This window comes from Streptomyces sp. NPDC028289 (assembly GCF_055565975.1).
This window is the reverse complement of record NZ_JBVHTI010000004.1, coordinates 181,256-204,217: the sequence shown is the minus strand read 5'-3', so window position 1 is coordinate 204,217 and position 22,962 is coordinate 181,256. Positions and strand designations below refer to the sequence as shown.

Sequence of the window (22,962 nt, the reverse complement as noted above, 5' to 3'; positions counted from 1 at the left end):
GGAAAGGGGTGCCCGTGTGGAGCGGGCACCCCTACCCGTTGGGGGCCTCCTTCGACGGGCAGGGCACCAACTTCGCCCTGTTCAGCGAAGTCGCCGAGCGGGTCGAACTGGTGCTGGTGAACGACGCCGCGACCGGGACGACGGTGCCGATGACCGAGGTCGACGGCTTCGTCTGGCACGCCTACCTGCCCGGGATCGGGCCCGGCCAGCGCTACGGCTACCGGGTGACCGGCCCCTGGGACCCCGAGCTCGGCCACCGGTGCAATCCGGCGAAGCTGCTCCTGGACCCGTACGCTCTGGCGATAGACGGCCAGATCGACAACCACGCCTCCCTCTACGAGCGCACCCCCGGCGGCCCCTCCCCGGCCGACAGCGCCGGGCACTCGATGCTCGGCGTGGTCACCGACCCCTACTTCGACTGGGGCGACGACCGCCCGCCCCGCCGGCCGTACTCCGACTCGGTGATCTACGAGGCCCACGTCCGCGGCCTGACCCTCACCCATCCGGAGGTACCCGAACGGCTCAGGGGCAGTTACGCCGGCCTGGCGCACCCGGCGGTCCTCGACCACCTGACCTCCCTCGGCGTCACGGCGGTCGAGCTGATGCCGGTGCACCAGTTCGTGCAGGACGGGGTGCTCCAGGACCGGGGCCTGTCCAACTACTGGGGCTACAACACCATCGGCTACTTCGCCCCGCACAACGCCTACGGCGCCTTCGGCAGCCGGGGCCAGCAGGTCAACGAGTTCAAGGCGATGGTGAAGGCGCTGCACGCGGCCGGGCTCGAAGTGATCCTCGACGTGGTCTACAACCACACCGCCGAGGGCAACGAGATGGGCCCCACCCTGTCCTTCCGGGGCATCGACAACGCCTCCTACTACCGGCTGGTCGACGGCGACTGGGCGCACTACTACGACACCACGGGCACCGGGAACAGCCTGCTGATGCGGCACCCCTACGTGCTCCAGCTGATCATGGACTCGCTGCGGTACTGGGTGACCGAGATGCACGTCGACGGCTTCCGCTTCGACCTCGCGGCCACCCTGGCCCGGCAGTTCCACGAGGTGGACCGGCTCTCGGCGTTCTTCGACCTGATCCAGCAGGACCCGGTGATCAGCAGGGTCAAGCTCATCGCCGAGCCGTGGGACCTGGGCGAGGGCGGCTACCAGGTCGGCAACTTCCCCCAGCTGTGGTCGGAGTGGAACGGCCGCTACCGGGACGCCGTACGGGACTTCTGGCGGGCCGAGCCCGGTTCGCTGGGCGAGTTCGCCTCCCGGCTCACCGGCTCCTCGGACCTGTACCAGGCCAGCAGGCGGCGGCCGCGGGCGAGCGTCAACTTCGTCACCGCGCACGACGGCTTCACGCTGCGCGACCTGGTGTCGTACAACGACAAGCACAACCAGGCCAACGGCGAGGGCAACCGGGACGGCGAGAGCCACAACCGGTCCTGGAACTGCGGGGCGGAGGGCGAGACCACCGATCCCGCCGTGCTCGACCTGCGGGCCCGCCAGCAGCGCAACCTCCTCGCCACGCTGCTGCTGTCCCAGGGCATCCCCATGCTCAGCCACGGCGACGAACTCGGCCGCACCCAGCGCGGCAACAACAACGCCTACTGCCAGGACAACGAAGTCTCCTGGATCGACTGGGAACTGACCGAGGAGCAGCAGAGCCTCACCGACTTCACCCGGTACGTCATCGGGCTGCGCGCCGCCCACCCCGTGCTGCGCCGACGGCGGTTCTTCCTCGGCGACACCGCCATGCATCCCGGGCAGCCGCTGCCCGACCTGGTGTGGCTGCTGCCCGACGCCCGCGAGATGACCGACCGGGACTGGCAGCGGCCCGACGCGCACTCGGTCGGCGTCTTCCTCAACGGTGACGCCATCGCCGAACGCGACCCGTACGGGCGGCGCCTGATCGACGACTCGTTCCTGCTGCTCCTCAACAGCCACTGGGAACCGGTCGACTTCCGGCTGCCCGACGACTCCTACGGTGAGCGCTGGACGACGCTCATCGACACCGCCGACCCGGAGGGCGTCCCGGACGAACGCGAGCGCAAGGCAGGCACGAGGCTGAGCGTGGAGGCGCGCAGCATGGTCGTGCTGTCGCGGCCGTCGAGGTAGTTCCCCGCGCCCCTGAAAGCAGGGGTGCTGCGGTGAGCGCCCCTTCAGGGGCGCGGGGAACTACGCGACCAGCCACGACGCACCCGCAGCCGGCCACCCCGGCGGCCCGCCACGGCTCAGCGCGCCCCGCGTGACGTCGTCACCGTGAACTGCGCGCCGTCCGGATCCCGCAGGATCGCCTCGGTGTCCTCCTCGCTCAGCACACTGCCACCGTGTTTCTCCGCGATCCGGGCGCAGGCCGCCACGTCGGACACCGCGAAGTGGATCTGCCAGTGCGGCCGTACCGACGGATCGGGGGCCGCCTCCACCGCCCCCGAGTCGATACGGGCCACGGCGTCGCCGCGGCTGCGCAGCACCACTTCGCCGCCCTCGTACTCGACCTCGCAGCAGCCCGGTTTGTCGGAGGCCCAGCCGAGGACCTCGCCGTAGAACATCGCGGAGTCGAAGGCGTTGCGGGTGTGCAGGCGGATGAAGGTCGGGGCGGCCCGCCGCCAGGTCTCCCAGTTGGAGACCAGTTCCCCCTCCCAGATGCCGAAGACGGCACCGTCCCGGTCGGCGATCAGCGCCGCCCGGCCGGGCGGGAAGGAGAGCGGCCCCACCGCGGGGGTACCGCCGCGCTCACGGGCCCGGGACACCGCCTCGTCCGCGTCGGGCACGGCGAAGTACGGCGTCCAGGCCACCGCCATCTGCCACATCGCGGCGACCGCGGCGATTCCCGCCACCGGCACCCCGTCCGCCAACGCGATCCGGAAGTGGTCGCCGAGCCTGACGCTGCGCCATCGCCACCCGAGCACGGCGCTGTAGAAGTCCTCGGTCGTCTGCAGGTCGCGGCTGGTCAGGCTCACCCAGCACGGGGCACCGAAGACCGAGTGCGTGGAGAGCACCGCCCGCTTCTTCGGCGCGGGGCAGGGGGGAGGCGTGTCGTCGTTCATGGCACTCGCGTCCTGGTGTCGGGGCCGGCGGGGCGACCGGTCTGCCACCAGTCTCCAACCGGATGTGGTGGGAATGCCTGCCGAGTACCCCGGTGGCACGGAGCCAGACGGGTGACACGATGGATGGATGGGCGAGACCGAGCAGGACCGGATCTTCCACCTGCAGGAAGAGGTGGACCAGCTCAAGGAGGCCGTGGCGTCCCATGCCGTGGTGGACCAGGCCATCGGGATGGTGGTCGCGCTCGGCCGGGTGACGCCCGACGAGGGCTGGGAGGTGCTCAAGGAGGTCTCCCAGCACACCAACATCAAGCTGCGCAACGTCGCGGACCTGATCCTGATCTGGGGGCGCACCGGAGACATGCCCGCCGAGATCCGTGTCGGGCTGGCGGAAGCCCTCGAACGGTACGGCCCCACCCAGATCCCCGGCGCGCCGCCCACCGGGTGAGTCTCAGCCGGCCTCGGCCTGCAGCTCCTCGCGCAGCCGGTCGAAGCAGGCGCTCAGCAGGCGGGAGACATGCATCTGCGAGATGCCCAGCTGCTCGGCGATCCGGCTCTGTGTCATACCGCGGAAGAACCGCAGGTAGAGGATGAGCCGGTCGCGCTCGGGCAGGTTCTGGAGGCAGGGTTCCGCGGCCGCGCGGTCGACGATCAGGTCGTAGCCGGGGTCCGCGGTGCCCAGGGTGTCGCCGAGCACGTATCCGTCGCCACCGGGCACCTCGGCGTCCAGCGACAGCGTCGAGTAGCAGTCCAGGGCCTCCATCCCGGCCCGCACCTCCTCCTCGGTGAGCTGGGTCCGGGCGGCGATCTCGGCGACGGTGGGCGGACGCCCCGGGGTCGTCTGGTCCAGCTCCTTGAGAGCCGTCCGGACCCGGTTGCGCAGCTCCTGGACCCGGCGGGGCACGTGCAGGGTCCACATGTGGTCCCGGAAGTGGCGCTTGATCTCGCCGGTGATGGTCGGTACGGCGTACGCCTCGAAGGCCCGGCCGCGATCCGGGTCGTAGTGGTCGACGGCCTTCACGAGCCCCAGCGCGGCGACCTGGTACAGATCCTCCAGGGTCTCCCCCCGGCCGCGGAACCGCACGGCGATCCGCTCGGCCATGGGCAGCCACAGCTCGACCAGTTCGTCCCGGAGCGCCAGGCGCTCGGGGCCATCGGGCAGTCCGGCCAGCCGTACGAAGGCCTGGGCCGTGTCCGGGGCGTCGTCGTGGGGATGGGGCCTGGGTGTGCAGGTGGCACGCATCACGCGCACCTCCCTTGGCGGGTGCTGGTGGACGGACACCGTGGGAGGAACGCGCTCGGACCCTGGGGAGGACACGGGGGCGACCGGCGGAAACCGGCTCCCACGCACGTGCCTCCGGTCCGAAGCACTGAACTACGAATGCCCCGAACGGCGTATGGCGAAACAATTCGGATGAAAAGGTTGGAAAGCTCTCATTCGTCTCATGGTCTTCTCGCCGGCCGCCCCTTTGGTCGCCCCCTTGACCGTCCCTTGAGGGAGATATCTCTGTAGCAGAGGTAATCTTCGAGGTGTGGAATCGGAGACCTTTCCGGAAGAACTCGCCGACGCGTTGGTCGGCATCCAGCGGCTGATCCGCCGCAGGCTGCGCCGCGGGCTCACCCGGCCGCGGCTGCGTGGCGCCGAGGTGGAGCTGCTGCGCCTGGTCGAGTCCCGGCCCGGGATCGGCATCTCGGACGCCGCCAAGGAGCTGTACCTGGCGGGCAACTCGGTGTCGACCCTGGTCAACCAGCTCGTCAAGGACGGCCTCATGCGCCGGGAGACCGACCCGGCCGACCGCCGGGCCGCCCGGCTGCTGCTCACCGAGGACGCCGAGAAACGACTCGCCGACTGGCACCGCCGCCGCGCGGAACTCGTCGCCGGTCACGTCGCCCGGCTGGACGAGGCGGACCGGGAGGCGCTCAGGGCGGCGCTTCCCGCGCTGCGGAGGCTGGCCGACACCCTGCATGAGGAGGCCGGGGAATCATGACAACGGACACCGCCGCAGTCGCCTGCACCGGACTCTCCTACTCCTTCGGAGAGACCAAGGCCGTCGACGGGCTCGACCTGGGCGTGGGCGAGGGCGAGGTCTTCGGCCTGCTGGGCCCCAACGGCGCCGGCAAGACCACCGCCATCCGCTGCATCACCACCCTGCTGCCCGTCCCCGCCGGGATGGTCCGCGTCTTCGGCCACGACACCGGCAAGGACCGGATGGCCGTGCGCCGGCTGCTCGGCTACGTCCCGCAGCAGCTGTCCGCCGACAGCGGGCTCACCGGACGTGAGAACGTCGAGCTGTTCGCCCGCGTCTTCGACGTCCCCCGGCGCGAGCGCGCCGCGCGGGTCGCCGAGGCGCTGGAGGCCGTCGACCTCGCCGACGCCGCCGACCGGCTCGCCGGCACCTACTCCGGCGGCATGGTCCGCCGCCTCGAACTGGCCCAGGCGCTGGTCAGCGCGCCCCGGCTGCTGATCCTCGACGAACCGACCATCGGCCTCGACCCGATCGCCCGTACCAGCGTGTGGGACCAGATCAACTCCGTACGCGCGGCGACCGGCATGACCGTCCTGGTCACCACCCACTACATGGACGAGGCCGACCAGCACTGCGACCGGGTCGGCCTGATGCACCGCGGCCGCATCCGCGCGCTCGGCACCCCCGCCGAACTCAGGCGCGGCCTCGCCGAACGCCGGGCCACCGACGCCCTGCCCACCCTCGAAGACGTCTTCCGCGACGTGGCCGGCAGCGGCCTCGACGACCAGTCAGGAGGTTTCCGCGATGTCCGAAGCACCCGCCGCACCGCGAACCGTGTCGGCTGAGCGCACGGGCACGTCCCTGCTCCTGACCCCGCCCCAGCCGCGCTCCGGCTGGCGGCTGCTTCCCGCCCGGGTCTTCGCCATGTGCGCGGTGGAGCTGCAGAAGCTCCGCCACGACCGCACAGAGCTGTACACCCGCGCGATCCAGCCCGCCCTCTGGCTGCTGATCTTCGGCCAGACCTTCACCCGGATACGGGCGATACCCACCGGCGGCATCCCCTACATCGACTACCTCGCGCCCGGCATCATCGCCCAGTCCGCGATGTTCATCGCCATCTTCTACGGCATCCAGATCATCTGGGAGCGCGACGCCGGCATCCTCAACAAGCTCCTCGTCACCCCCACCCCCCGCTCGGCCCTCATCACGGGCAAGGCCTTCGCGGCCGGCGTGAAGTCCCTCATCCAGGCCGTCGTGGTGATCGTCATCGCCGCCGTCCTCGGCGTATCCCTCACCTGGAACCCGCTGAAACTCCTCGGCGTCGGACTGGCCGTCGTGCTGGCCTCGGCCTTCTTCTCCTGCCTGTCGATGAGCATCGCGGGCATCGTCCTCAGCCGCGACCGGCTGATGGGCATCGGGCAGGCCATCACCATGCCGCTGTTCTTCGGCTCCAACGCCCTCTATCCCGTGGCGATCATGCCGGGCTGGCTCCAGGTGGTCAGCAAGATCAACCCGCTGAGCTACCAGGTCGACGCCCTGCGCGGCCTGCTGCTCGGCACGCCCGCCCACCTCGGCCTCGACTTCGGTGTGCTGGCGGTCGCCGCCGTCCTCGGCATCACCGCGGCCTCCTCGCTGCTCGGCCGCCTGGCTCGCTGAGCCGGCCGCAGGTGCGGGGTACACCGACGTGATGTGCGGCACGCGCCCGCGACCCGCCCCGGACCCCCGGGGCGGGATAACCGCTGCGCAACGCTTGATCAGCGATCAAAGCGGGCGAACCCCCTGGCCACAGTGCATTCCGCTCATTTGACAGTGCGCTGAGCACACAGATAAACAGCGGGGGTCGAGAGGGGCACTGTGTACGAGCCGAACGTGGTCGGGGACTGGCACGAGTACGACGAGCATGCCGGTCTGCGGGTCCGCGTCCACCGCCTGGAGGAGTCCGAGCCGCCGCGCGGCCGGGACGACGCCGCGGCCGGGCTGACGTATTTCAGTGCCCGGGTGACCATCGAGAACCGCGGCTCCCGCCACCTCGGCGTCCAGCTGGAGGACGGCCAGATCGACGTCCGGGTCGGCCCCGACGGCGAGGGCGCGTTCATCGACTGGCGCAACTCCCAGTTCATCGAGGGCTTCGACGTCTACCCGCTGCGCCGCGTCACCGCCGTCCTCTACGCCGCCGGTCCCGAGGCCGCCCTGACCCAGGTGGACATCCAGATCCAGCTGCGCGTCGACGAGGAGTGGACCGAGCGCCGGCTCTGGGCGGGCGGCATCGGCGTCCTGGAGTCCACCACCGCCACGGCCTGCCAGTCCGCCGCCCCCGGCAGCCTGGCCCACCAGGTCACCACCTACCTCAAGGACCAGACGGAGCCCGGCCCAACTACCCCCTGACCGACAGCGCACCCCGCCAGGGCCGCAGGGAACCGCGCGAACACCCCCACCCTGCCGTAGACGGCCAACGACTTGGCGTGGCACTTCCCGCACCCGTCAGGGGCGCGGGGAACTGCGCGAACACCCCCACCCTGCCGTAGACGGCCGACGACTTGGCGTGGCACTTTCCGCACCCGTCAGGGGCGCGGGGAACCGCGCGAACACCCCCACGCCGCCGCAGACGGCCGACGACGCATCCCGGCGCCACCCAGCGGAGCGCCTAGTGGGGGATCCCGTCGATGATCTCGCGGGCGCCCTGCCGCAGCAGGGCCACGGCGACCGAGGTGCCGAGGGTGGCCGGGTCGAGGCGGCCCGCCCACTCGTGGGCGTTCAGCCGGGTCTTGCCGTCCGGCGTGAACACGCACGCGCGCAGCGACAGTTCACCGCCGCCGTCGACCCGGGCGTAGCCGGCGATCGGGCTGTTGCAGTGGCCCTGCAGCACGTGCAGGAACATCCGCTCCGCGGTGGCCTCCCGGTAGGTGGCCGGGTCACCCAGCCCGCTCACCACGTCGATCAGCTCGGCGTCGCCCTCCCGGCACTGCAGCGCGAGGATGCCCGCACCGATGGGCGGCATCATCGTCTCCGGGTCCAGCACCTCGCTGATCACGTCCGTACGGCCGATCCGCTCCAGGCCCGACAGCGCGAGCAGCAGCGCGTCCGCCTCACCGGCGGCGAGCTTCTCCAGCCGCCGGTTGGCGTTGCCGCGGAAGGGCACGCACTCCAGATGCGGGTGGGTGGCCGACAGCTGGGCGATCCGGCGGACCGCGGAGGTGCCGATCCGGGTGCCCGGCGGCAGCTCGTCCAGGGTCAGCCCGCCCGGGTGGACGAGCGCGTCGCGGATGTCGTCCCGCTTCAGGAACGCCGCGAACACCGTCCCGGCGGGCAGCGGCCGGTCCGCGGGCACGTCCTTCACACAGTGCACGGCGAGATCGGCCGCACCGGCCAGCAGCGCGGCGTCCACCTCCTTGGTGAACGCCCCCTTGCCCTCGACCTGGGACAGATCGCCCAGCCACTTGTCGCCGGTCGTCTTCACCGGCACGACCTCGGTGCGCACCTGCGGATACAGCGCGGCCAACTCGGCCCGGACACGGGCCACCTGAGCGAGCGCCATCGGCGAGTCGCGGGAGACGATACGGATCAACTCGGGTACCGACATGGGGACACGATAGACCTTCCCGCCGACCACCGATTCCGACATCCTGTCGGCCGCCGCCCGGCCTGCCGCCGGTCCGGCCGCCGATCGGAGACCGCCCGGTCGTCAGCCCATGTCCTCCGGCAGGTCCGCCGCCGACTCCTCCGGTGCGAGGTCCGGGCGCAGCCGCAGCCAGGACGGCTGGCGCAGCAGTCCGGCCCGGGTCCGGGTGCTGTAGCTGACCTCGCCGACCAGCCGGGGCACCACCCAGCGGGCGCCAGGGACCGGTGGGACCGGTTCGAAGGGGCACGAGTCGGCCGCGGCGGCCCGCAGCAGCGCGGCCAGTTCGGTCCGCTCCGCCGCACTCCAGCCGGTGCCCACCCCGCCGACGTACCGCAGCCGCCCGTCGGGGGACCGCTGGCCGACCAGCACCGCGCCCGGCAGCCCGGTCAGCCGCCCCTTGCCGGGCAGCCAGCCGCCGACGATCACGTCCTCGGCGCGCATGTTCCGGATCTTGATCCAGGCGCGGGACCGCACCCCCGGCTCGTAGACCGAGTCCAGCCGCTTGCAGACCAGGCCCTCCAGACCGTGTTCCCGGGTCGCCCGCAGCGCCTCGGCGCCGTGCCCCACGACGGCCCTCGGCGTCGACCAGTGCGGCCCCGCGAGCGAGAGGGACTCCAGGCGCGCCCGGCGGTCTGCGTACGCCATGGTGAGCAGTGGGTCCGACAGCAGCAGTGCGTCGAACAGCACCAGGTGGACCGGGATCCGGGCCGCCATCCGTGCCGCCCGGGCCGGGGCGTGGGCCAGCCCCATCCGGCTCTGCAGCAACTGGAAGTCGGCGCGCCCGTGTTCGTCGACGGCCAGCACCTCGCCGTCCAGGATCGCCGCGGTCCGGCCCAGCGCCGCTGCCAGCGGGCGCAGCTCGGGATAGGCGGCGGTGATCTCCTCGCCGGAACGGGCGCGCAGCAGCACGCTGCCGTCGCCGGGCAGGTAGACGACCACTCGCTGGCCGTCCTGCTTGGTCTCGTAGGCCCACCGGGCGTCCTGCGCGGCGGGCGGCAGCCGGCCGGGAGTGGCGAGCATGGGCGGGATCACGGGGAGGGCGGTCACGCAGGAGATGTGACCCGGCACGGCTGCGGCACGCGTCTTCCGGCGCCGGTTCCCCCGAACAGGCCTCAGGCGTCGGGCACCGGCGGCGGGGGCTGCACCAGCCCCGACTGGTAGGCCATCACCACCAGTTGGGCCCGGTCCCGGGCGTCCAGCTTGGTCATCGCCCGGTGGATGTGGGTACGCACGGTCAGCGGGGAGACGAACAGCTTCCCGGCGATCTCCTCGTTCGAACGGCCCTGGGCGGCCAGCGCCATGACCTCGCGCTCGCGGGCGGTGAGCACGCGCAGCTGTTCGGGGGTGGCGAGCCGGGCGCCGGGCGCGGGAGCGGCCAGGAACCTGGTGATGAGGGTGCGGGTCGCGGTGGGGGAGAGCAGCGACTCGCCGGCGGCCACCGTACGGATCCCGGCCAGCAGCGCCTCGGCGGTCACGTCCTTGCCGAGGAATCCGCCGGCCCCGGACCGCAGCGCCTGCGCCACGTACTCGTCGACCTCGAACGTGGTCAGGATCAGCACCCGCACGCCGGACAGCTCCGGGTCCGCGCAGACCTCGGCCGTGGCGGCCAGCCCGTCGGTGCCGGGCATCCGGATGTCCATCAGGACGATGTCGGGCCGGTGCTCGCGGGTGAGCGCGACCGCCTCGGCGCCGTCGGCGGCCTCGGCGACCACCTCCATGTCGGCGCAGGAGTCGATCAGGATCCGGAAGGTGGCCCGCAGCAGGGCCTGGTCGTCGGCGAGGAGCACGCGGATGGTCATGGCGTCCCTTGTTCCTCCGGTTCGGTGGTGCCGGGGTACAGCGGCAGCCGGGTGGTGACTTCGTAGCCGCCGCCGTCCCGGTGCCCGGCGGCGAAGGCGCCGCCGACCGACTGGGCCCGCTCCCGCATCCCGATCAGCCCGAATCCGCGTCCGGGGGCGGGCGTGGGAGGGGCGGTGGCGGTGCCGTCGTCGGTGACCGTGAGGGTCAGGCTGTCCTGGGCCCACCCGATCCGGACGTGGGCGGCCTCGGCAGCGGCGTGTTTCGTGACGTTGGTCAGCGCCTCCTGCACGATCCGGTAGGCCGTCAGGTCGACGCCCGCCGTCAGCGGCCGCGGGGCGCCCTCGACGCGGACGTGCACGGTGAGCCCGGCGGACCCGAAGGCCTCGGTCAGCTCCGCCAGCCGGTCGAGGCCGGGGCTCGGGGCGAGCGGCAGGTCCGGGTCGCCGGTCTGCCGGAGCAGGCTCACGGTGGCCTTCAGCTCGCGCAGCGCGGAGGCGGTCGTACCGGCGAGTTCACCGAGGATCCGGTGCACCTGGTCGGGGTGGGTGCGCGAGAGGTGGGCCGCCGTGCCGGCCTGGGCGTTGGCCAGGGCCAGATGGTGGGCGACCACGTCGTGCAGCTCCCGCGCGATCCGCATCCGTTCCTCGGCGACCCGGTGCCGGGCCTCCTCCTCCCGGCTGCGCTCCGCGTACTCGGCCCGCGCGTGCACGGCCTCCAGATAGGCGCCCTGCAGCCGTACGGCGTTGCCGGCTACGACCGGCAGCAGCAGCCAGGCGGCCGGACTGATCGTCTCCAGCGGCCAGGGGACGCCCGGCGGAGCGAGGACCGCGGCGGTGGTCACCACGAGGGCGAGGCTCGCGAAGTAGAACCGGCGCGCGGTGGGCCGGTCGGTGTCGACCGCCAGCCGGTACAGCGCCAGCATCAGGCCGCCCAGCAGCAGCGGGGTCGGCAGATGCCCGAGCCCGGCGGCGGCCGCGGTGGCCGCCGCGCTGACGGCGACGACCGTGCGCGGCCGGGTGCGCTGCCAGAGCAGGGCACCGCAGCCGACGGCGGCGAGGGCGATGGTGAGCCCGACCGCGTTCGGCCGGGACTCGGTACTCATGGTGATCTCGCTGCCGAGCAGGAACGAGGCGAACATCAGCACCGTCGCCATGGTGTCGACGGTACGGGCGTGCTCTTCGGCGTAGCGCTGCCAGGGAGTGCTCATCGGTCGCTCCGGTCGGTCTCCTGTGACCATGGTCCGTGACGCGGCGGGCGGGGCGGGCCGCCCCCGGGGTACGGCCCGCCCCTCCGCGGATCACCGTCCGCGGCTCAGTGCACGGATTCGGCCGCGGGCGCTGCCGTGGCCGGAGCGGGCTCCGGGTCAGCCGCTCGGCGGCCCGGCAGGAAGGAGGCGAGGACGAAGGCCAGGACGGCCGCGCCCGCGCCGATCGCCATGACCACCTTGAAGCCGTTCTCGGAGGGCAGGGTGGTGCCGCCGAGGCTGATGGTCATCTGGGCCAGGATCACCCCCGCGAGGGCACTCGCCACCGATGTACCGATGGACCGCATCAGCGTGTTCAGGCTGTTCGCGGCGGCCGTCTCCGACGCCGGGACCGCGCCCATGATCAGCGCGGGCATCGCGCCGTACGCGAAGCCGACACCGGCGCCGATGACGCAGGAGACCAGGATCAGGTGCCAGACCTCGGACATCAGGACGATGTTGAGGCCGTAGCCCGCGGCGACGATCACCGCGCCGATCATGAGCGTCACCTTCGGGCCCCTGGCCTTGGTGATGGCGGCCGAGAGCGGGGCGAAGGCCATCATCACCAGACCCTGCGGGGCCATCACCAGGCCGACCGTCAGCATCGACCTGCCGAGGCCGTAGCCCGTCTGGGTCGGCAGCTGGAGCAGCTGCGGGATCACCAGGGACATCGCGAACATCGAGAAGCCGAAGGCGATCGAGGCGAGGTTGGTGAACAGCACCTGGCGGCGGACCGTGGTGCGCAGGTCGACCAGCGGCTGGGCGGTGCGCAGTTCGAAGAAGCCCCAGGCGAGCAGCACGACGACGGCGAGCGCGAACAGGCCGAGCGTGGTGCCGCTCCCCCAGCCCCAGTCGGCGCCCTTGGAGACGGCGAGCAGCAGCGAGACCAGGCCGACCGCGAGGCCCACCGCGCCGACCGCGTCGAAGCGGCCGCCCGAGCGCACCTTGGACTCCGGAACCAGCAGCATGACCAGCGCGAACGCGACGACACCGAGGGCGGCGGAGGTCCAGAACAGCACATGCCAGTCGTAGTGGTCGGCGATGAACGCCGCGGCCGGCAGGCCGAGCGCGCCACCGACGCCCAGCGAGGCACTCATCAGCGCCGTCGAGCCCGCGAGGCGCTCCGGCGGCAGTTCGTCGCGCATGATGCTGATGCCGAGCGGGACCACGGCGGCCGCGAGGCCCTGGAGGGCACGGCCGACGATCATCGGGACCAGCGTGTCGCTCAGCGCGGCCACCACCGAACCGGAGACCAGCAGCACCAGGCTGACCAGCAGCATCAGCCGCTTGCCGAACATGTCGCCGAGCCGGCCGGCCACCGGGGTGGCCACGGCGGCGGCCAGCAGGGTGGCCGTGACCGCCCAGGCCGCGTTGGACGCGGAGGCGTCCAGGTACTTCGGCAGCTCCGGGACGATCGGGATCACCAGGGTCTGCATCAGCGAGACGGTGATACCGGACAGCGCCAGCACCGCCACCACGGCGTTCGGGTTCGGTCGTTCCGCTCTCGTGGACCCGGCGGGCTGGACAGGGGCTTCGGACATGGAACTGGGCCTCCGTAGGAAGGGCATGGTGCGACTGGGGCTTATTTAAGTCAGTCGCTTGACTTACTGTACTGGCAAGGTGTTTCCGCACTCCGCGGCCCTGCCGCGTAGCCTTCTTCTTCGGCTGGACCTCGCCGCTTCGGGCGGGGCCCCGGCACGGCTCGCGGGACCGGCCGGCCGGGGTGGCAAGGAGTCCCGGAGCGGTGGTGGGCATGGCAGGCAGGACGGCGCGGGCGGACCAGGTGAGCGCGACGCGGGAGGCCATCCTGGGCGCGGCGGAGCGCCTCTTCGCCGAACAGGGCGTGTACGCCGTCTCCAACCGCCAGGTCAGCGAGGCCGCCGGCCAGGGCAACAACGCCGCGGTCGGCTACCACTTCGGCACCAAGGCCGACCTGGTCCGCGCCGTCGCCGCCCGGCACTTCGACCGGATCGAGGAGATCCGGGTCCGCCTGCTGGCCGAGACCGGCGACTCCGACGACATCCGCGACCTGGTGGACTGCCTGGTCCGCCCGATCACCGAACACCTCGCGAGCCTGGGCAGCCCGACCTGGTACGCCCGCTTCTGCGCCCAGGTCATGACCGACCCCGCCCTGTACGACATCATGGTCGAGGAGTCACTGACCTCGCCGTCGCTGCGCCAGGCCGTCGACGCGCTGAACCGGCGGCTGCCGGAACTGCCCGCCGAGGTCCGCGCCGAACGCGGCCTGATGGCACGGACGTTGATCCTGCACACCTGCGCCGAGCGGGAGCGCGCCCTCGCCGAGGGCACCGCCACTCCGCGCGCCACCTGGAGCGACGCGGCCACCGGGCTCACCGACGCGCTCCTCGGGCTGTGGCTGGCGCCCGTCTCCGCTACGCGTCGAAGGTGACGACGACCTTCTCCGCGGCCCCCGGCGTCAGCGCCAGCTCGAAGGCGCTGTGGACGTCGGCGAACGGGACGCGGTGGCTGATCAGCTTCGCGAACCGCTCGTGGTGCTCGACCAGTTCGGGCGTGACCTCGAAGATCTCCGTCGGGTAGCCCTGCGAGGCGACCAGGGTCAGCTCGCTGCGCAGCATGCCGCCGAGGTCGATCTCGCCCTTCTTCTGCACGGCGACCATGACCAGCCTGGCGTGCCACTGGGCGTTGGCCACCACGGTGTTGAAGACGGCCGGGGCGCCGGCCGCGTCGATGAAGACGTCGGTGCCGGGGCGGGGCTGGCCCAGCGCGTTGGCGCTCTGCCCGTGCAGCTCGGTCAGCCGCGCGGTGACGTCCTCCTCCGCGGAGTTGATCACGGCGTCCGCACCCACGGCCAGCGCCTTCTCCAGCCGGGCCGGGATGACGTCGGCGACGACGACATGCCTGACACCCCGCAGCTTCAGCCAGATCGCCGCGCCCAGCCCGATCGGCCCGGCGCCGAAGACGACCACCTTGTCGTCCGGCGCGGCCTCCGAGCGGTTGACGGCGTGCCGGGACACGGCCATCGGCTCGTTCAGGGAGGCGACCTCGAACGGCACGGTGTCCGGGAACACCGCGACACTCCGGCCGACCTCGGCGTTCTCGATCAGCAGGTACTCGCTGAGGGCCCCGTACCGGCCGCCGCAGCCGATGATCCCGGTGGGCGCGTCCTGTGGGTTCACGACCACCCGGTCGCCCACCTTGAGCCCCGTGACCTCGGCGCCGGCCTCGACGACCTCGCCGGCCGGCTCATGGCCCAGGGCGATCGGGACCAGCTCGCCGCCCAGATGGGCGCGGGCGGGCATGCCGCCCATGTGCAGGAAGGTCACGTCAGTGCCGCAGATGCCGCCCGCGCGGATCTTCAGCAGCACGTCCTTCGGACCGGGCACGGGACGCTCGACGTCCACGACCTCGATCCTGCCGACGCCACCGGTCTGTACGGACTTCATCGTGGCCATGGGGTGACTCTCGCTTTCTGGTGGTGCCGTCGAGGTTCGTCGGGCCGTTCGGCCGAGGAGATGCCCTCGGGCCGACCGCCGGGCCGGGGGGAGTGGGCCGGCGTCCGGCCCGAGGGCCGCGCCGGCTCCCGTCCCCACGGGTTCCGGCGCGTGGGCCCGCCGCGGGCGGGCCCTCGGGGCGGCCTCCGCTCAGGACGGCCCCGATTACTTGAGTTAGGCAAGCACATGTGGCTTACTTGAGTCAAGCAATCGAATTGCCGGCGCCTCGAACGAATGGGTCACCCCATGTACGGCAGCTCTCTCCCGCCCCTCGTGCTCGCCCGTGGCAGCGGGCAGCGGCTCCTGGTCGCCGCCGGTGACCGGGATGCCGCGGAACTCCTCACCTCCGCGCTGGAGCTGGCGGGCTACCGGGCCGGTGCCGCGGCCAGCGGTGCCGACGTGGCGCGGCGGCTCGTGGAACACCGGTACGACCTGGTCGTCGTCGACGCCGAGCTGCCCGGCCTCGACGACCTCGCCCAGGGGGGCCGCCTCGAACCGGCCTACCGGCCACCGGTCCTGCTGCTGGCCGCCTGTGAGTCGCTCGCCGGGCTGGTGCCCGAACTCGGCGCCGGTGAGCGGGACTACGTCACCAAGCCGGTCCGGATCGCCGAGGTTCTCGCCCGGGTCAAGGTGCTGCTCCGGGACGTGGGCGGCGGTGGCCGCCGGGGCGGCACGCTGGACCACGCCGACCTGGTCCTGGACGACGGCACCTGCCGGGCCTGCCGGGGCGGCCGCACCCTGGACCTCACCCCCGCCGAGTACCGGCTGCTGCGCCACCTCCTGGTCAACGCCCGCAAGGTGCTGTCCAAGGAGCAGATCAGCCGGCACGTCTGGGGCGAGTTCCGGGGCGACAACGCCATCGAACAGCTGGTCTCCCGACTCCGGCGCAAGGTCGACCGGGGCGGTCCCGCGCTGATCCACACCAGGCGGGGCTTCGGTTACTGGCTGGGGGAGCTGTCGGGGCCCCGGTGACCGCTTCGCGATGGAATCCGCGAGCAAATACCCCGGTGGTCGTTCCGCCCGTCCGGCGTGCCCGCCCGAGCGGGGGAGCGGTCGGCCGTCCGGGCGGGTGCGCGGTACCGCCCGCGACATCAAGGTCCGTTGCCTATAGAGGAGTTCGATGCTGATCGAGCACCGGACGAACGCGGCGGAACAGGGGATGGCCGCGGCCCGCAACCTCCTCGACCCCGGGGCCCGCAAGGCGTTCGCGCCGGTGCCGTACTTCTGGTCCGACCAGTACGAGATGAAGATCCAGGCGTACGGGTACCTGCGGGGCCACGAGGAAGTGCGGGTCGTGGAGGGGGATGTGGAGGAGAGGCGGTTCGTCGCCGCGTATCGGAGGGGGGAGCGGTTGGGCGGGGTGCTCGCGGTGGGGGTGGGGCCGAAGGTGATGCGGGGGTGGCGGCAGCGGGTCGCGGTGGCCGCGCGTTGGCGGGATGCCGTCATCTGATGGGAGGGGGCTGGTCGCGGAGGGGGAGCCGCGGGCCGGTTGTGGCTGGTCGCGCAGTTCCTCCCCCAGCCTTCGGCCGGGGGTACCCCCAGCGCCCCTGACGGGGCGCCTCAGCCGGCCCTGGTTGCAATGCTGAGCGCGTTCGCCGCGACCACCGCCCCGATCCCGGCCCACTCCGGCACCCCCAGCCCCTGCCCCAGCACCACCCGCCCCACCACGGCCGCCAGGACCGGGTTGACGCTCATGAACAGGCCGAAGGTCTGGGGCGGGACCCTGCGCAGGGTCAGCAGGTCGGCCAGGTACGGCACCGCCGACGACAGCACGCCCGCCGCCACCGCGCAGAGCACCGCACCGGCCGTCGGCGGGTGTCGTACCGCCACCACGACTCCGATCGGCAGGAACGTCAGTGCCGACACGCTCGCGGCCGCGGCCGGGCCCTGCGCACCCGGTATCCGGCGGCCGACCACCCGGTTGAGCAGGATGTACGACGCCCAGCAGCCCGCCGCCACCAGGCCCAGTCCCATCCCCGCGTAGTCCGTGGACGGCCGCGGACGCATCAGCACCACCACCCCCGCCGCCGCCAGCACGGCGCACCCCGCGTCCAGCCGACGGCGGGACGCGGCAAGGGCGATGGTGAGCGGGCCCAGGAACTCCAGGGTGACCGCCAGGCCCAGACCGACCCGGTCGATCGCGGTGTAGAGGGTCAGGTTCATCGTGCCGAAGACCACCGCGAGCAGCAGCACCGGCCACCACTGCCGCCAGGTGAAGGCGCGCGGGCGGGGCCGGCCGACGGCCACGAGGACGACTGCGGCCACGTACTGCCGTACCGCCACCACCCCGAGCGGGCCGAGGACCGGGAAGGCGAGCGAGCCGACGGCCGCGCCGGTCTGGTTGGACAGGCCGCTGCCGACCATGGTCGCCACGCCGGAGAGCGGATTCGGTGCGGAGGGGGAGAGCGCGGGGGGAGAGACCGGGCGTGCAAGGGCTCGTCGCATGTCAGGAGCGTCCGCCCGGCCTGCACATACGCAAAATGCATGCGGCCCGGGATCTATACGCTGTGCGCATGGATGAGGTCGAGCTGCGGCAGCTGAGGTGTCTCGTCGCCATCGTCGACGAGGGCACCTTCACCGACGCGGCGATCGCGCTGGGGGTGTCCCAGGCGGCGGTCTCCCGCACCCTGGCCGGTCTGGAACGAGCCCTGGGGGCAAGGCTGCTGCGGCGGTCCTCGCGGGAGGTGACGCCGACGGCGGCCGGGGTGCGGGTGGTGGAGCGGGCCCGGCGGGTGCTGGCGGACGTCGCCGACCTGGTCCGGGAGGCCGCCTCGGGGCCGTCCCGGCTGCGGATCGGGTACGCATGGTCGGCGGTGGGGCGGCACACCGTGGCCTTCCAGCGCGCCTGGGCCGCCGCGCACCCCGGGACCGAACTGCATCTCGTCCGGGTGAACACGGCCTCCGCCGGGCTCGGCGAAGGGGCCTGCGACCTCGCCGTCCTGCGGCGGCCGTTGGAGGACCGGCGGTTCGACTCGGCCATCGTCGGGCTGGAGCGGAGGCTGTGCGCGCTGGCCGCCGACGACCCGCTGGCCCGCCGCCGCACCGTGCGCCTGGCCGACCTCACCGGCCGGATCCTCCTGGTCGACCGGCGCACCGGCACCACCACCCCGGAGCTGTGGCCGCCGGAGTCGCGGCCGGTCGTCGAGGAGACGCACGACGTCGACGACTGGCTCACCGCCATCGGGGCCGGCCGTGCGGTCGGCGTGACCGCCGAGTCGACCGCCAACCAGTACCCGCGGCCCGGCATCGTCTACCGGCCGGTCCGGGACGCCGAGCCGGTCGCCGTCCGGCTGGCCTGGTGGCGGGACGACCCGCACCCCGCCCACCAGGCGGTTCTCGAACTGCTCAGCGAGCTGTACCGCACCGGCTGAGCGCGCAGGGCGCCGGACTGGCCCGGCAATACGGCAGACAAAATTGTTGACAATCTTGTTTGGCTAGATTTACGTTCGACAGGCACTCACTCAGGGAGGGCGCAATGCCGAAGGAAGCCCGTCCGAGCACCGGAGAGCAGGCCAAGCAGCATGCGTTCACGCAGCTGCGGCAGGCGATCCTGCACGGCGAGATGGCCCCGGCCCAGCGGCTGGTGGAGAACGAGCTCGCCGAGGAGTTCGGTGTGACGCGGGCCAGCATCCGTGCGGCACTGATCGATCTGGAGGCCCAGGGACTGGTCGAGCGGATCCGCAACCGCGGCTCACGGGTGCGGGTGGTGACCGTGGAGGAAGCGGTCGCGATCACGGAGTGCCGCATGGTCCTGGAGGGACTCTGCGCGGCCAAGGCGGCCGTCGCAGCCAGCGACGAGCAGCTCGCCGACCTGGCGGACCTCGGTACGGCCATGACCAAGGCCGTCGCCGACGGCGAACCGGTCACCTACTCCGAGCTCAACCAGGAACTCCACGCCAGGATCAGGACGATCTCCGGCCAGCAGACCGCCGTGGAGCTGCTGGAGCGGCTCAATGCCCAACTGGTCCGGCACCGCTTCCAGCTGGCGCTGCGTCCGGGGCGACCGCAGCACTCCCTGAGCGAGCACCTGGCGATGATCGAGGCGATCAGGGCCAGGGACCCGCAGGCGGCCGAGGCGGCCGTCCGCGCCCACCTCACGAGCGTGATCGAAGCACTGCGCGACTGAGCACGCCCGGGGCCGGGTGGGCGCACACCTGTCCACCAAGGAGAGTTTTCCATGACGCACGCCAACGCGCCCGCCACAACCCCACCGCGATCCACTCTGGTCGTCACCGCGCACGCCGGGGACTTCGTGTGGCGGGCGGGTGGAGCCATCGCCCTGGCCGCGTCCCGGGGCGAGAAGGTCACCATCGCCTGTCTGACCTTCGGCGAGCGCGGCGAGTCCGCCAAGGCGTGGCGCGAGGGCAGGAACCTGGCGGAGATCAAGGCGATACGCCGGGAGGAGGCGGAGAAGGCCGCCGCCGCTCTCGGCGCCGAGGTCCGGTTCTTCGACGCCGGCGACTACCCCTTGGTCGCCACCGCCGAGCTGACCGACCAGCTGGTCGCCGTCTACCGCGAGGCCCAGCCCGACGTCGTGCTCACCCACCCCGTCGAGGACCCCTACAACGGCGACCACCCGGCCGCCAACCGGATGGCCCTGGAGGCCCGTATCCTCGCGCAGGCCATCGGCTACCCCGGCGAGGGCGACATCATCGGCGCCCCGCCGGTCTTCTACTTCGAGCCGCACCAGCCCGAGATGAGCGGCTTCCGGCCCGAGGTCCTGCTGGACATCACGGAGGTCTGGGAGACCAAGCGCAAGGCGATGGAGTGCCTCGGCGCCCAGCAGCACCTGTGGGCCTACTACACCGACCTCGCCGTCCGCCGGGGCGTCCAGCTCAAGCGCAACGCGGGCCCCAACCTGGGCCTGGCGCACGACACCATGGCCGAGGCGTTCATGCGGCCGTTCCCGCAGATCGCGAAGGAGCTGGCATGAGCGGCGTGATCGTCACCGACCCGCCGAAGGCGGAGCTGAAGGACGTCGACGCCCTCGCCGGCTTCGGTGTCGCCACCGTGAGCGAGGCCATGGGCCGAACCGGGCTGCTCGGCCCCGGGATCCGCCCGATCCAGCAGGGCGTGCGGGTCGCGGGCACGGCCGTCACCGTGCTCAGCTGGCCCGGCGACAACCTCATGATCCACGCGGCCGTCGAGCAGTGCGGCGAGGGCGACATCCTGGTCGTCACCACCACCTCGCCGTGTACGGACGGGCTGTTCGGCGAGCTGTTCGCGACCGCGCTGAAGCAGCGCGGGGTGCGCGGGGTGGTCCTCAACACCGGCATCCGCGACACCCAGGAGCTGCGGGAGATGGGCTTCGCCGCCTGGTCCCGGGCAGTCTCCTCGCAGGGGACGGTGAAGGCCACCGGCGGCTCGGTCAACGTGCCGATCGCGATCGACGGCCAGGTGATCAATCCGGGTGACGTGATCCTCGCCGACGACGACGGGGTCGTGGTCGTACCCCGGGAGCGGGTACGCGAGACGACCGAGAAGTCCGAGGCCCGCGAGGCCAAGGAGGCCGCGACCCGCGCCGCGTTCATCGACGGCCAGCTCGGCCTCGACCGCTACGGGCTGCGGGAGACCCTCGAGCGGCTCGGCGTCGAGTACAAGACGTACGAGGAGTACGGCACATGACCGGGCCTGCGGAGGTGCGCTGCATGCTGATGCGCGGCGGCACCTCCAAGGGCGCGTACTTCCTGGCCGAGGACCTGCCCGCGGATCCCGCCGCCCGGGACGACCTGCTGCTGCGGGTGATGGGCAGCCCCGACCCGCGCCAGATCGACGGCCTGGGCGGGGCGCACCCCCTCACCAGCAAGGTGGCGGTCGTCTCGGTGTCGGACGACCCGGAGGCGGACGTCGACTATCTCTTCCTCCAGGTCGCCGTCGACCGGCCGGAGGTGACCGATCGTCAGAACTGCGGGAACATCCTCGCGGGGGTCGGACCGTTCGCCGTGGAGCGGGGGCTCGTGGCCGCCGGTGACGGTGAGACCTCGGTACGGATCCGGATGCTCAACACGGGGGAGTCGGCCGTCGCCACCTTCCCGACCCCCGGTGGGCGCGTCGACTACACCGGGGATGCCGAGATCTCCGGGGTGCCCGGCACGGCCGCCCCGGTGGTGATCGAGTTCCCCGCCGCCGAGAGCCCGCTGCTGCCCACCGGCAACGTCCGCGACACCGTCGCCGACACCACGGTGACCTGCGTCGACAACGGCATGCCGACCGTGCTCGTCGCGGCGAGCGCCCTCGGTGTCACCGGCTACGAGACGCCCGGGGACCTGGAGGAGAACCTGACCCTGGCCGACCGCCTCCACGAGATCCGGCTGGCGGCGGGGAAGCTGATGGGCCTCGGGGACGTCGAGACCGCCACCGTGCCCAAACTCAGCCTGCTCGCCCCGCCCCGCGACGGGGGTGCGGTCACCACCCGGACCTTCATCCCCGTCCGCTGCCACACCTCGATCGGCGTCCTCGGCGCCGCCAGCGTGGCCGCGGGGCTCAGGCTGCCCGGCAGCGTGGCGGAGGGGATCGCCCGGCTCCCGGAGCACGGCGACCGTATCCGCGTCGAACACCCCACCGGGTTCCTGGAGGTCGACACCAGCGTCGACCCGGGATCCGGCGGCTCCCCGCCGGCCGCCCGCCGGACCGCGGTCGTCCGCACCGCCCGCAAGATCTTCGACGGCACCGTCTTCCCCCGTGCCGCCGCCCTGCCCGCACAACCTCAAGGAGGCAACGATGGCTCCGCCCCTCGGTGACATCGCCCATATCGGCCATGCCCAGCTGTTCACCCCGGACCTGGACGCCAGCGTCGCCTTCTTCACCGACTTCCTCGGACTGACCGTCAACGGCCGGGACGGCGACACCGTCTATCTGCGCACGTACGACGACTACGAGCACCACAGCCTGGTCCTCACCGCCCGCGACCGGCCCGGCCTCGGCCGGCTCGCCCTGCGCACCTCCAGCGAGGAGGCCCTGAACCGCCGTGTCGAGGCGGTCGAGGACGCGGGCGGCACCGGCCACTGGGTGGAGGACGAGCCCGGCCTCGGCAAGCTCTACGTCACCACCGACCCGGACGGCCACGAACACGCCCTCTACTGGGAGAGCGAGCACTACCGGGCGCCGGACGAGCTGAAGCCCGCGCTGAAGAACCAGCCGCAGGCCAAGCCCAACCGCGGGGTCGGTGTGCGCCGCCTGGACCACGTCAACTTCCTGGCCGCCGACGTGCTCGCCAACGCCGAGTTCCAGGAACAGGTCCTCGGCGCCCGGTCGACCGAGCAGGTCCGCCTCGACAACGGGACGATCGCGGCCCGCTGGCTGACCTTCACCCACAAGTCGTACGACGTCGTCTACACGTCCGACTGGACCGGCTCGACCGGGCGGCTGCACCACATCGCCTTCGCGACCGACGGCCGCGAGGACATCCTGCGCGCGGCCGACCTCGCCATCGACACCGGCGTGTTCATCGAGACCGGCCCGCACAAGCACGCCATCCAGCAGACGTTCTTCCTGTACGTCTACGAGCCGGGCGGCAACCGCATCGAGCTGTGCAACCCGCTCACCCGGTTGGTGCTGGCCCCCGACTGGCCGCTCATCACCTGGACCGAGGCCGAACGCGCCAAGGGCCAGGCGTGGGGTCTGAAGACGATCGAGTCCTTCCACACCCACGGGACACCACCGGTCGGCTGATCCGGTCACGGCAGGCATCAGGGGGGTGGGGGGGGGGGGGCCCCCCGCGCCCCCCCCCCCCCCGCCCCCGCCCCCCCCCCCCGGGGGTTGGGGGGTTTTTTTTTTAAAATTTTTTATTTTTTTTACCGCCGTCCAGAAGGAGT

General features: G+C 72.3%; 23 protein-coding genes and 1 pseudogene. 15 read left to right on the top strand and 9 right to left on the bottom strand.

Features of this window, described 5'->3' with window-relative positions; translation table 11 throughout:
• Positions 1–8: 8 nt before the first annotated feature.
• The gene (gene glgX / locus ACZ4UV_RS20925) at positions 9–2,117 is read left to right on the top strand and encodes a glycogen debranching protein GlgX (protein ID WP_451018016.1); all 2,109 of its coding nucleotides are present in this window, start codon (positions 9–11) and stop codon (positions 2,115–2,117) included.
• Between the two features lie 116 nt (positions 2,118–2,233).
• Here glgX and ACZ4UV_RS20920 read toward each other — a convergent pair whose 3' ends face one another.
• A complete protein-coding gene (locus tag ACZ4UV_RS20920) occupies positions 2,234–3,049 on the bottom strand; it encodes a VOC family protein (protein WP_451021130.1) in 816 nt (271 codons plus the stop codon).
• A gap of 127 nt (positions 3,050–3,176) precedes the next feature.
• Between ACZ4UV_RS20920 and ACZ4UV_RS20915 the strand changes: the two genes are divergently transcribed.
• Positions 3,177–3,494 carry an ANTAR domain-containing protein gene (locus tag ACZ4UV_RS20915; RefSeq protein WP_451021129.1) on the top strand — a complete coding sequence of 106 codons (318 nt, stop codon included), beginning with the start codon at positions 3,177–3,179 and terminating at the stop codon, positions 3,492–3,494.
• A gap of 3 nt (positions 3,495–3,497) precedes the next feature.
• Here ACZ4UV_RS20915 and ACZ4UV_RS20910 read toward each other — a convergent pair whose 3' ends face one another.
• Complete coding sequence (locus ACZ4UV_RS20910; protein ID WP_451021128.1) at positions 3,498–4,289, bottom strand: RNA polymerase sigma factor SigF; 792 nt, start codon at positions 4,287–4,289, stop codon at positions 3,498–3,500.
• 289 nt (positions 4,290–4,578) lie between these two features.
• Between ACZ4UV_RS20910 and ACZ4UV_RS20905 the strand changes: the two genes are divergently transcribed.
• The 4 genes from ACZ4UV_RS20905 (at position 4,579) to ACZ4UV_RS20890 (ending at position 7,398) form a co-directional block, all read left to right on the top strand.
• The gene (locus tag ACZ4UV_RS20905) at positions 4,579–5,034 is read left to right on the top strand and encodes a MarR family winged helix-turn-helix transcriptional regulator (RefSeq protein ID WP_451021127.1); all 456 of its coding nucleotides are present in this window, start codon (positions 4,579–4,581) and stop codon (positions 5,032–5,034) included.
• Positions 5,031–5,858, top strand: a complete 828-nt coding sequence (locus ACZ4UV_RS20900) for an ABC transporter ATP-binding protein (protein WP_451021126.1) — start codon at positions 5,031–5,033, stop codon at positions 5,856–5,858. The genes ACZ4UV_RS20905 and ACZ4UV_RS20900 overlap by 4 nt, the downstream gene beginning before the upstream one ends.
• Positions 5,818–6,669: an ABC transporter permease gene (locus tag ACZ4UV_RS20895; RefSeq protein WP_467839683.1), complete on the top strand. Its 852-nt coding sequence runs from the start codon at positions 5,818–5,820 to the stop codon at positions 6,667–6,669. The genes ACZ4UV_RS20900 and ACZ4UV_RS20895 overlap by 41 nt, the downstream gene beginning before the upstream one ends.
• Before the next feature lie 198 nt (positions 6,670–6,867).
• Positions 6,868–7,398, top strand: coding sequence for a hypothetical protein (locus ACZ4UV_RS20890; RefSeq protein WP_390044957.1), 531 nt, complete (start codon positions 6,868–6,870; stop codon positions 7,396–7,398).
• Positions 7,399–7,657: 259 nt separating this feature from the next.
• Here ACZ4UV_RS20890 and hemC read toward each other — a convergent pair whose 3' ends face one another.
• From hemC to ACZ4UV_RS20865, 5 genes are all read right to left on the bottom strand, one after another.
• Positions 7,658–8,593 (bottom strand): hydroxymethylbilane synthase, encoded by a 936-nt coding sequence (gene hemC, locus ACZ4UV_RS20885; RefSeq protein WP_451021124.1) that lies wholly within the window; start codon positions 8,591–8,593, stop codon positions 7,658–7,660.
• 102 nt (positions 8,594–8,695) lie between these two features.
• Positions 8,696–9,652 carry an ATP-dependent DNA ligase gene (locus ACZ4UV_RS20880; protein ID WP_351499126.1) on the bottom strand — a complete coding sequence of 319 codons (957 nt, stop codon included), beginning with the start codon at positions 9,650–9,652 and terminating at the stop codon, positions 8,696–8,698.
• 92 nt (positions 9,653–9,744) lie between these two features.
• Complete coding sequence (locus ACZ4UV_RS20875; protein ID WP_451021123.1) at positions 9,745–10,431, bottom strand: response regulator; 687 nt, start codon at positions 10,429–10,431, stop codon at positions 9,745–9,747.
• Complete coding sequence (locus tag ACZ4UV_RS20870) at positions 10,428–11,639, bottom strand: sensor histidine kinase (protein ID WP_467839678.1); 1,212 nt, start codon at positions 11,637–11,639, stop codon at positions 10,428–10,430. The genes ACZ4UV_RS20875 and ACZ4UV_RS20870 overlap by 4 nt, the downstream gene beginning before the upstream one ends.
• Before the next feature lie 104 nt (positions 11,640–11,743).
• A complete protein-coding gene (locus ACZ4UV_RS20865; protein ID WP_467839676.1) occupies positions 11,744–13,216 on the bottom strand; it encodes an MFS transporter in 1,473 nt (490 codons plus the stop codon).
• A gap of 212 nt (positions 13,217–13,428) precedes the next feature.
• Here ACZ4UV_RS20865 and ACZ4UV_RS20860 point away from each other — a divergent pair, with 212 nt between their 5' ends.
• A complete protein-coding gene (locus ACZ4UV_RS20860; protein ID WP_351499094.1) occupies positions 13,429–14,085 on the top strand; it encodes a TetR/AcrR family transcriptional regulator in 657 nt (218 codons plus the stop codon).
• Here ACZ4UV_RS20860 and ACZ4UV_RS20855 read toward each other — a convergent pair.
• Positions 14,069–15,109 (bottom strand): zinc-dependent alcohol dehydrogenase, encoded by a 1,041-nt coding sequence (locus tag ACZ4UV_RS20855; protein ID WP_351499096.1) that lies wholly within the window; start codon positions 15,107–15,109, stop codon positions 14,069–14,071. The two genes, ACZ4UV_RS20860 and ACZ4UV_RS20855, sit on opposite strands and share 17 nt — an antisense overlap.
• A gap of 285 nt (positions 15,110–15,394) precedes the next feature.
• On the opposite strand from ACZ4UV_RS20855, the gene ACZ4UV_RS20850 reads away from it, so the two are divergent.
• Positions 15,395–16,120: a response regulator transcription factor gene (locus ACZ4UV_RS20850; RefSeq protein WP_451023373.1), complete on the top strand. Its 726-nt coding sequence runs from the start codon at positions 15,395–15,397 to the stop codon at positions 16,118–16,120.
• A 142-nt stretch (positions 16,121–16,262) separates the two neighbouring features.
• Positions 16,263–16,598: pseudogene (locus ACZ4UV_RS20845) on the top strand (oxidoreductase C-terminal domain-containing protein); the annotation flags it as partial.
• 110 nt (positions 16,599–16,708) lie between these two features.
• Here the strand turns inward: ACZ4UV_RS20845 and ACZ4UV_RS20840 are convergent.
• Positions 16,709–17,521, bottom strand: coding sequence for an EamA family transporter (locus ACZ4UV_RS20840; RefSeq protein WP_467840695.1), 813 nt, complete (start codon positions 17,519–17,521; stop codon positions 16,709–16,711).
• 140 nt (positions 17,522–17,661) lie between these two features.
• Between ACZ4UV_RS20840 and ACZ4UV_RS20835 the strand changes: the two genes are divergently transcribed.
• The 6 genes from ACZ4UV_RS20835 (at position 17,662) to ACZ4UV_RS20810 (ending at position 22,819) form a co-directional block, all read left to right on the top strand.
• Entirely contained in the window at positions 17,662–18,519 is an 858-nt protein-coding gene (locus tag ACZ4UV_RS20835; protein WP_467839672.1) for a LysR family transcriptional regulator, read from the top strand.
• Between the two features lie 104 nt (positions 18,520–18,623).
• Complete coding sequence (locus ACZ4UV_RS20830; protein ID WP_351499111.1) at positions 18,624–19,274, top strand: GntR family transcriptional regulator; 651 nt, start codon at positions 18,624–18,626, stop codon at positions 19,272–19,274.
• Positions 19,275–19,325: 51 nt separating this feature from the next.
• Positions 19,326–20,081, top strand: coding sequence for a PIG-L deacetylase family protein (locus tag ACZ4UV_RS20825; RefSeq protein WP_451021187.1), 756 nt, complete (start codon positions 19,326–19,328; stop codon positions 20,079–20,081).
• The gene (locus tag ACZ4UV_RS20820; RefSeq protein ID WP_451021186.1) at positions 20,078–20,773 is read left to right on the top strand and encodes a 4-carboxy-4-hydroxy-2-oxoadipate aldolase/oxaloacetate decarboxylase; all 696 of its coding nucleotides are present in this window, start codon (positions 20,078–20,080) and stop codon (positions 20,771–20,773) included. The genes ACZ4UV_RS20825 and ACZ4UV_RS20820 overlap by 4 nt, the downstream gene beginning before the upstream one ends.
• Positions 20,770–21,888 carry a 4-oxalomesaconate tautomerase gene (locus ACZ4UV_RS20815; protein ID WP_451021185.1) on the top strand — a complete coding sequence of 373 codons (1,119 nt, stop codon included), beginning with the start codon at positions 20,770–20,772 and terminating at the stop codon, positions 21,886–21,888. Before ACZ4UV_RS20820 ends, ACZ4UV_RS20815 begins: the two co-directional genes overlap by 4 nt.
• A complete protein-coding gene (locus ACZ4UV_RS20810; protein WP_467839667.1) occupies positions 21,869–22,819 on the top strand; it encodes a catechol 2,3-dioxygenase in 951 nt (316 codons plus the stop codon). The genes ACZ4UV_RS20815 and ACZ4UV_RS20810 overlap by 20 nt, the downstream gene beginning before the upstream one ends.
• Positions 22,820–22,962: the final 143 nt, after the last annotated feature.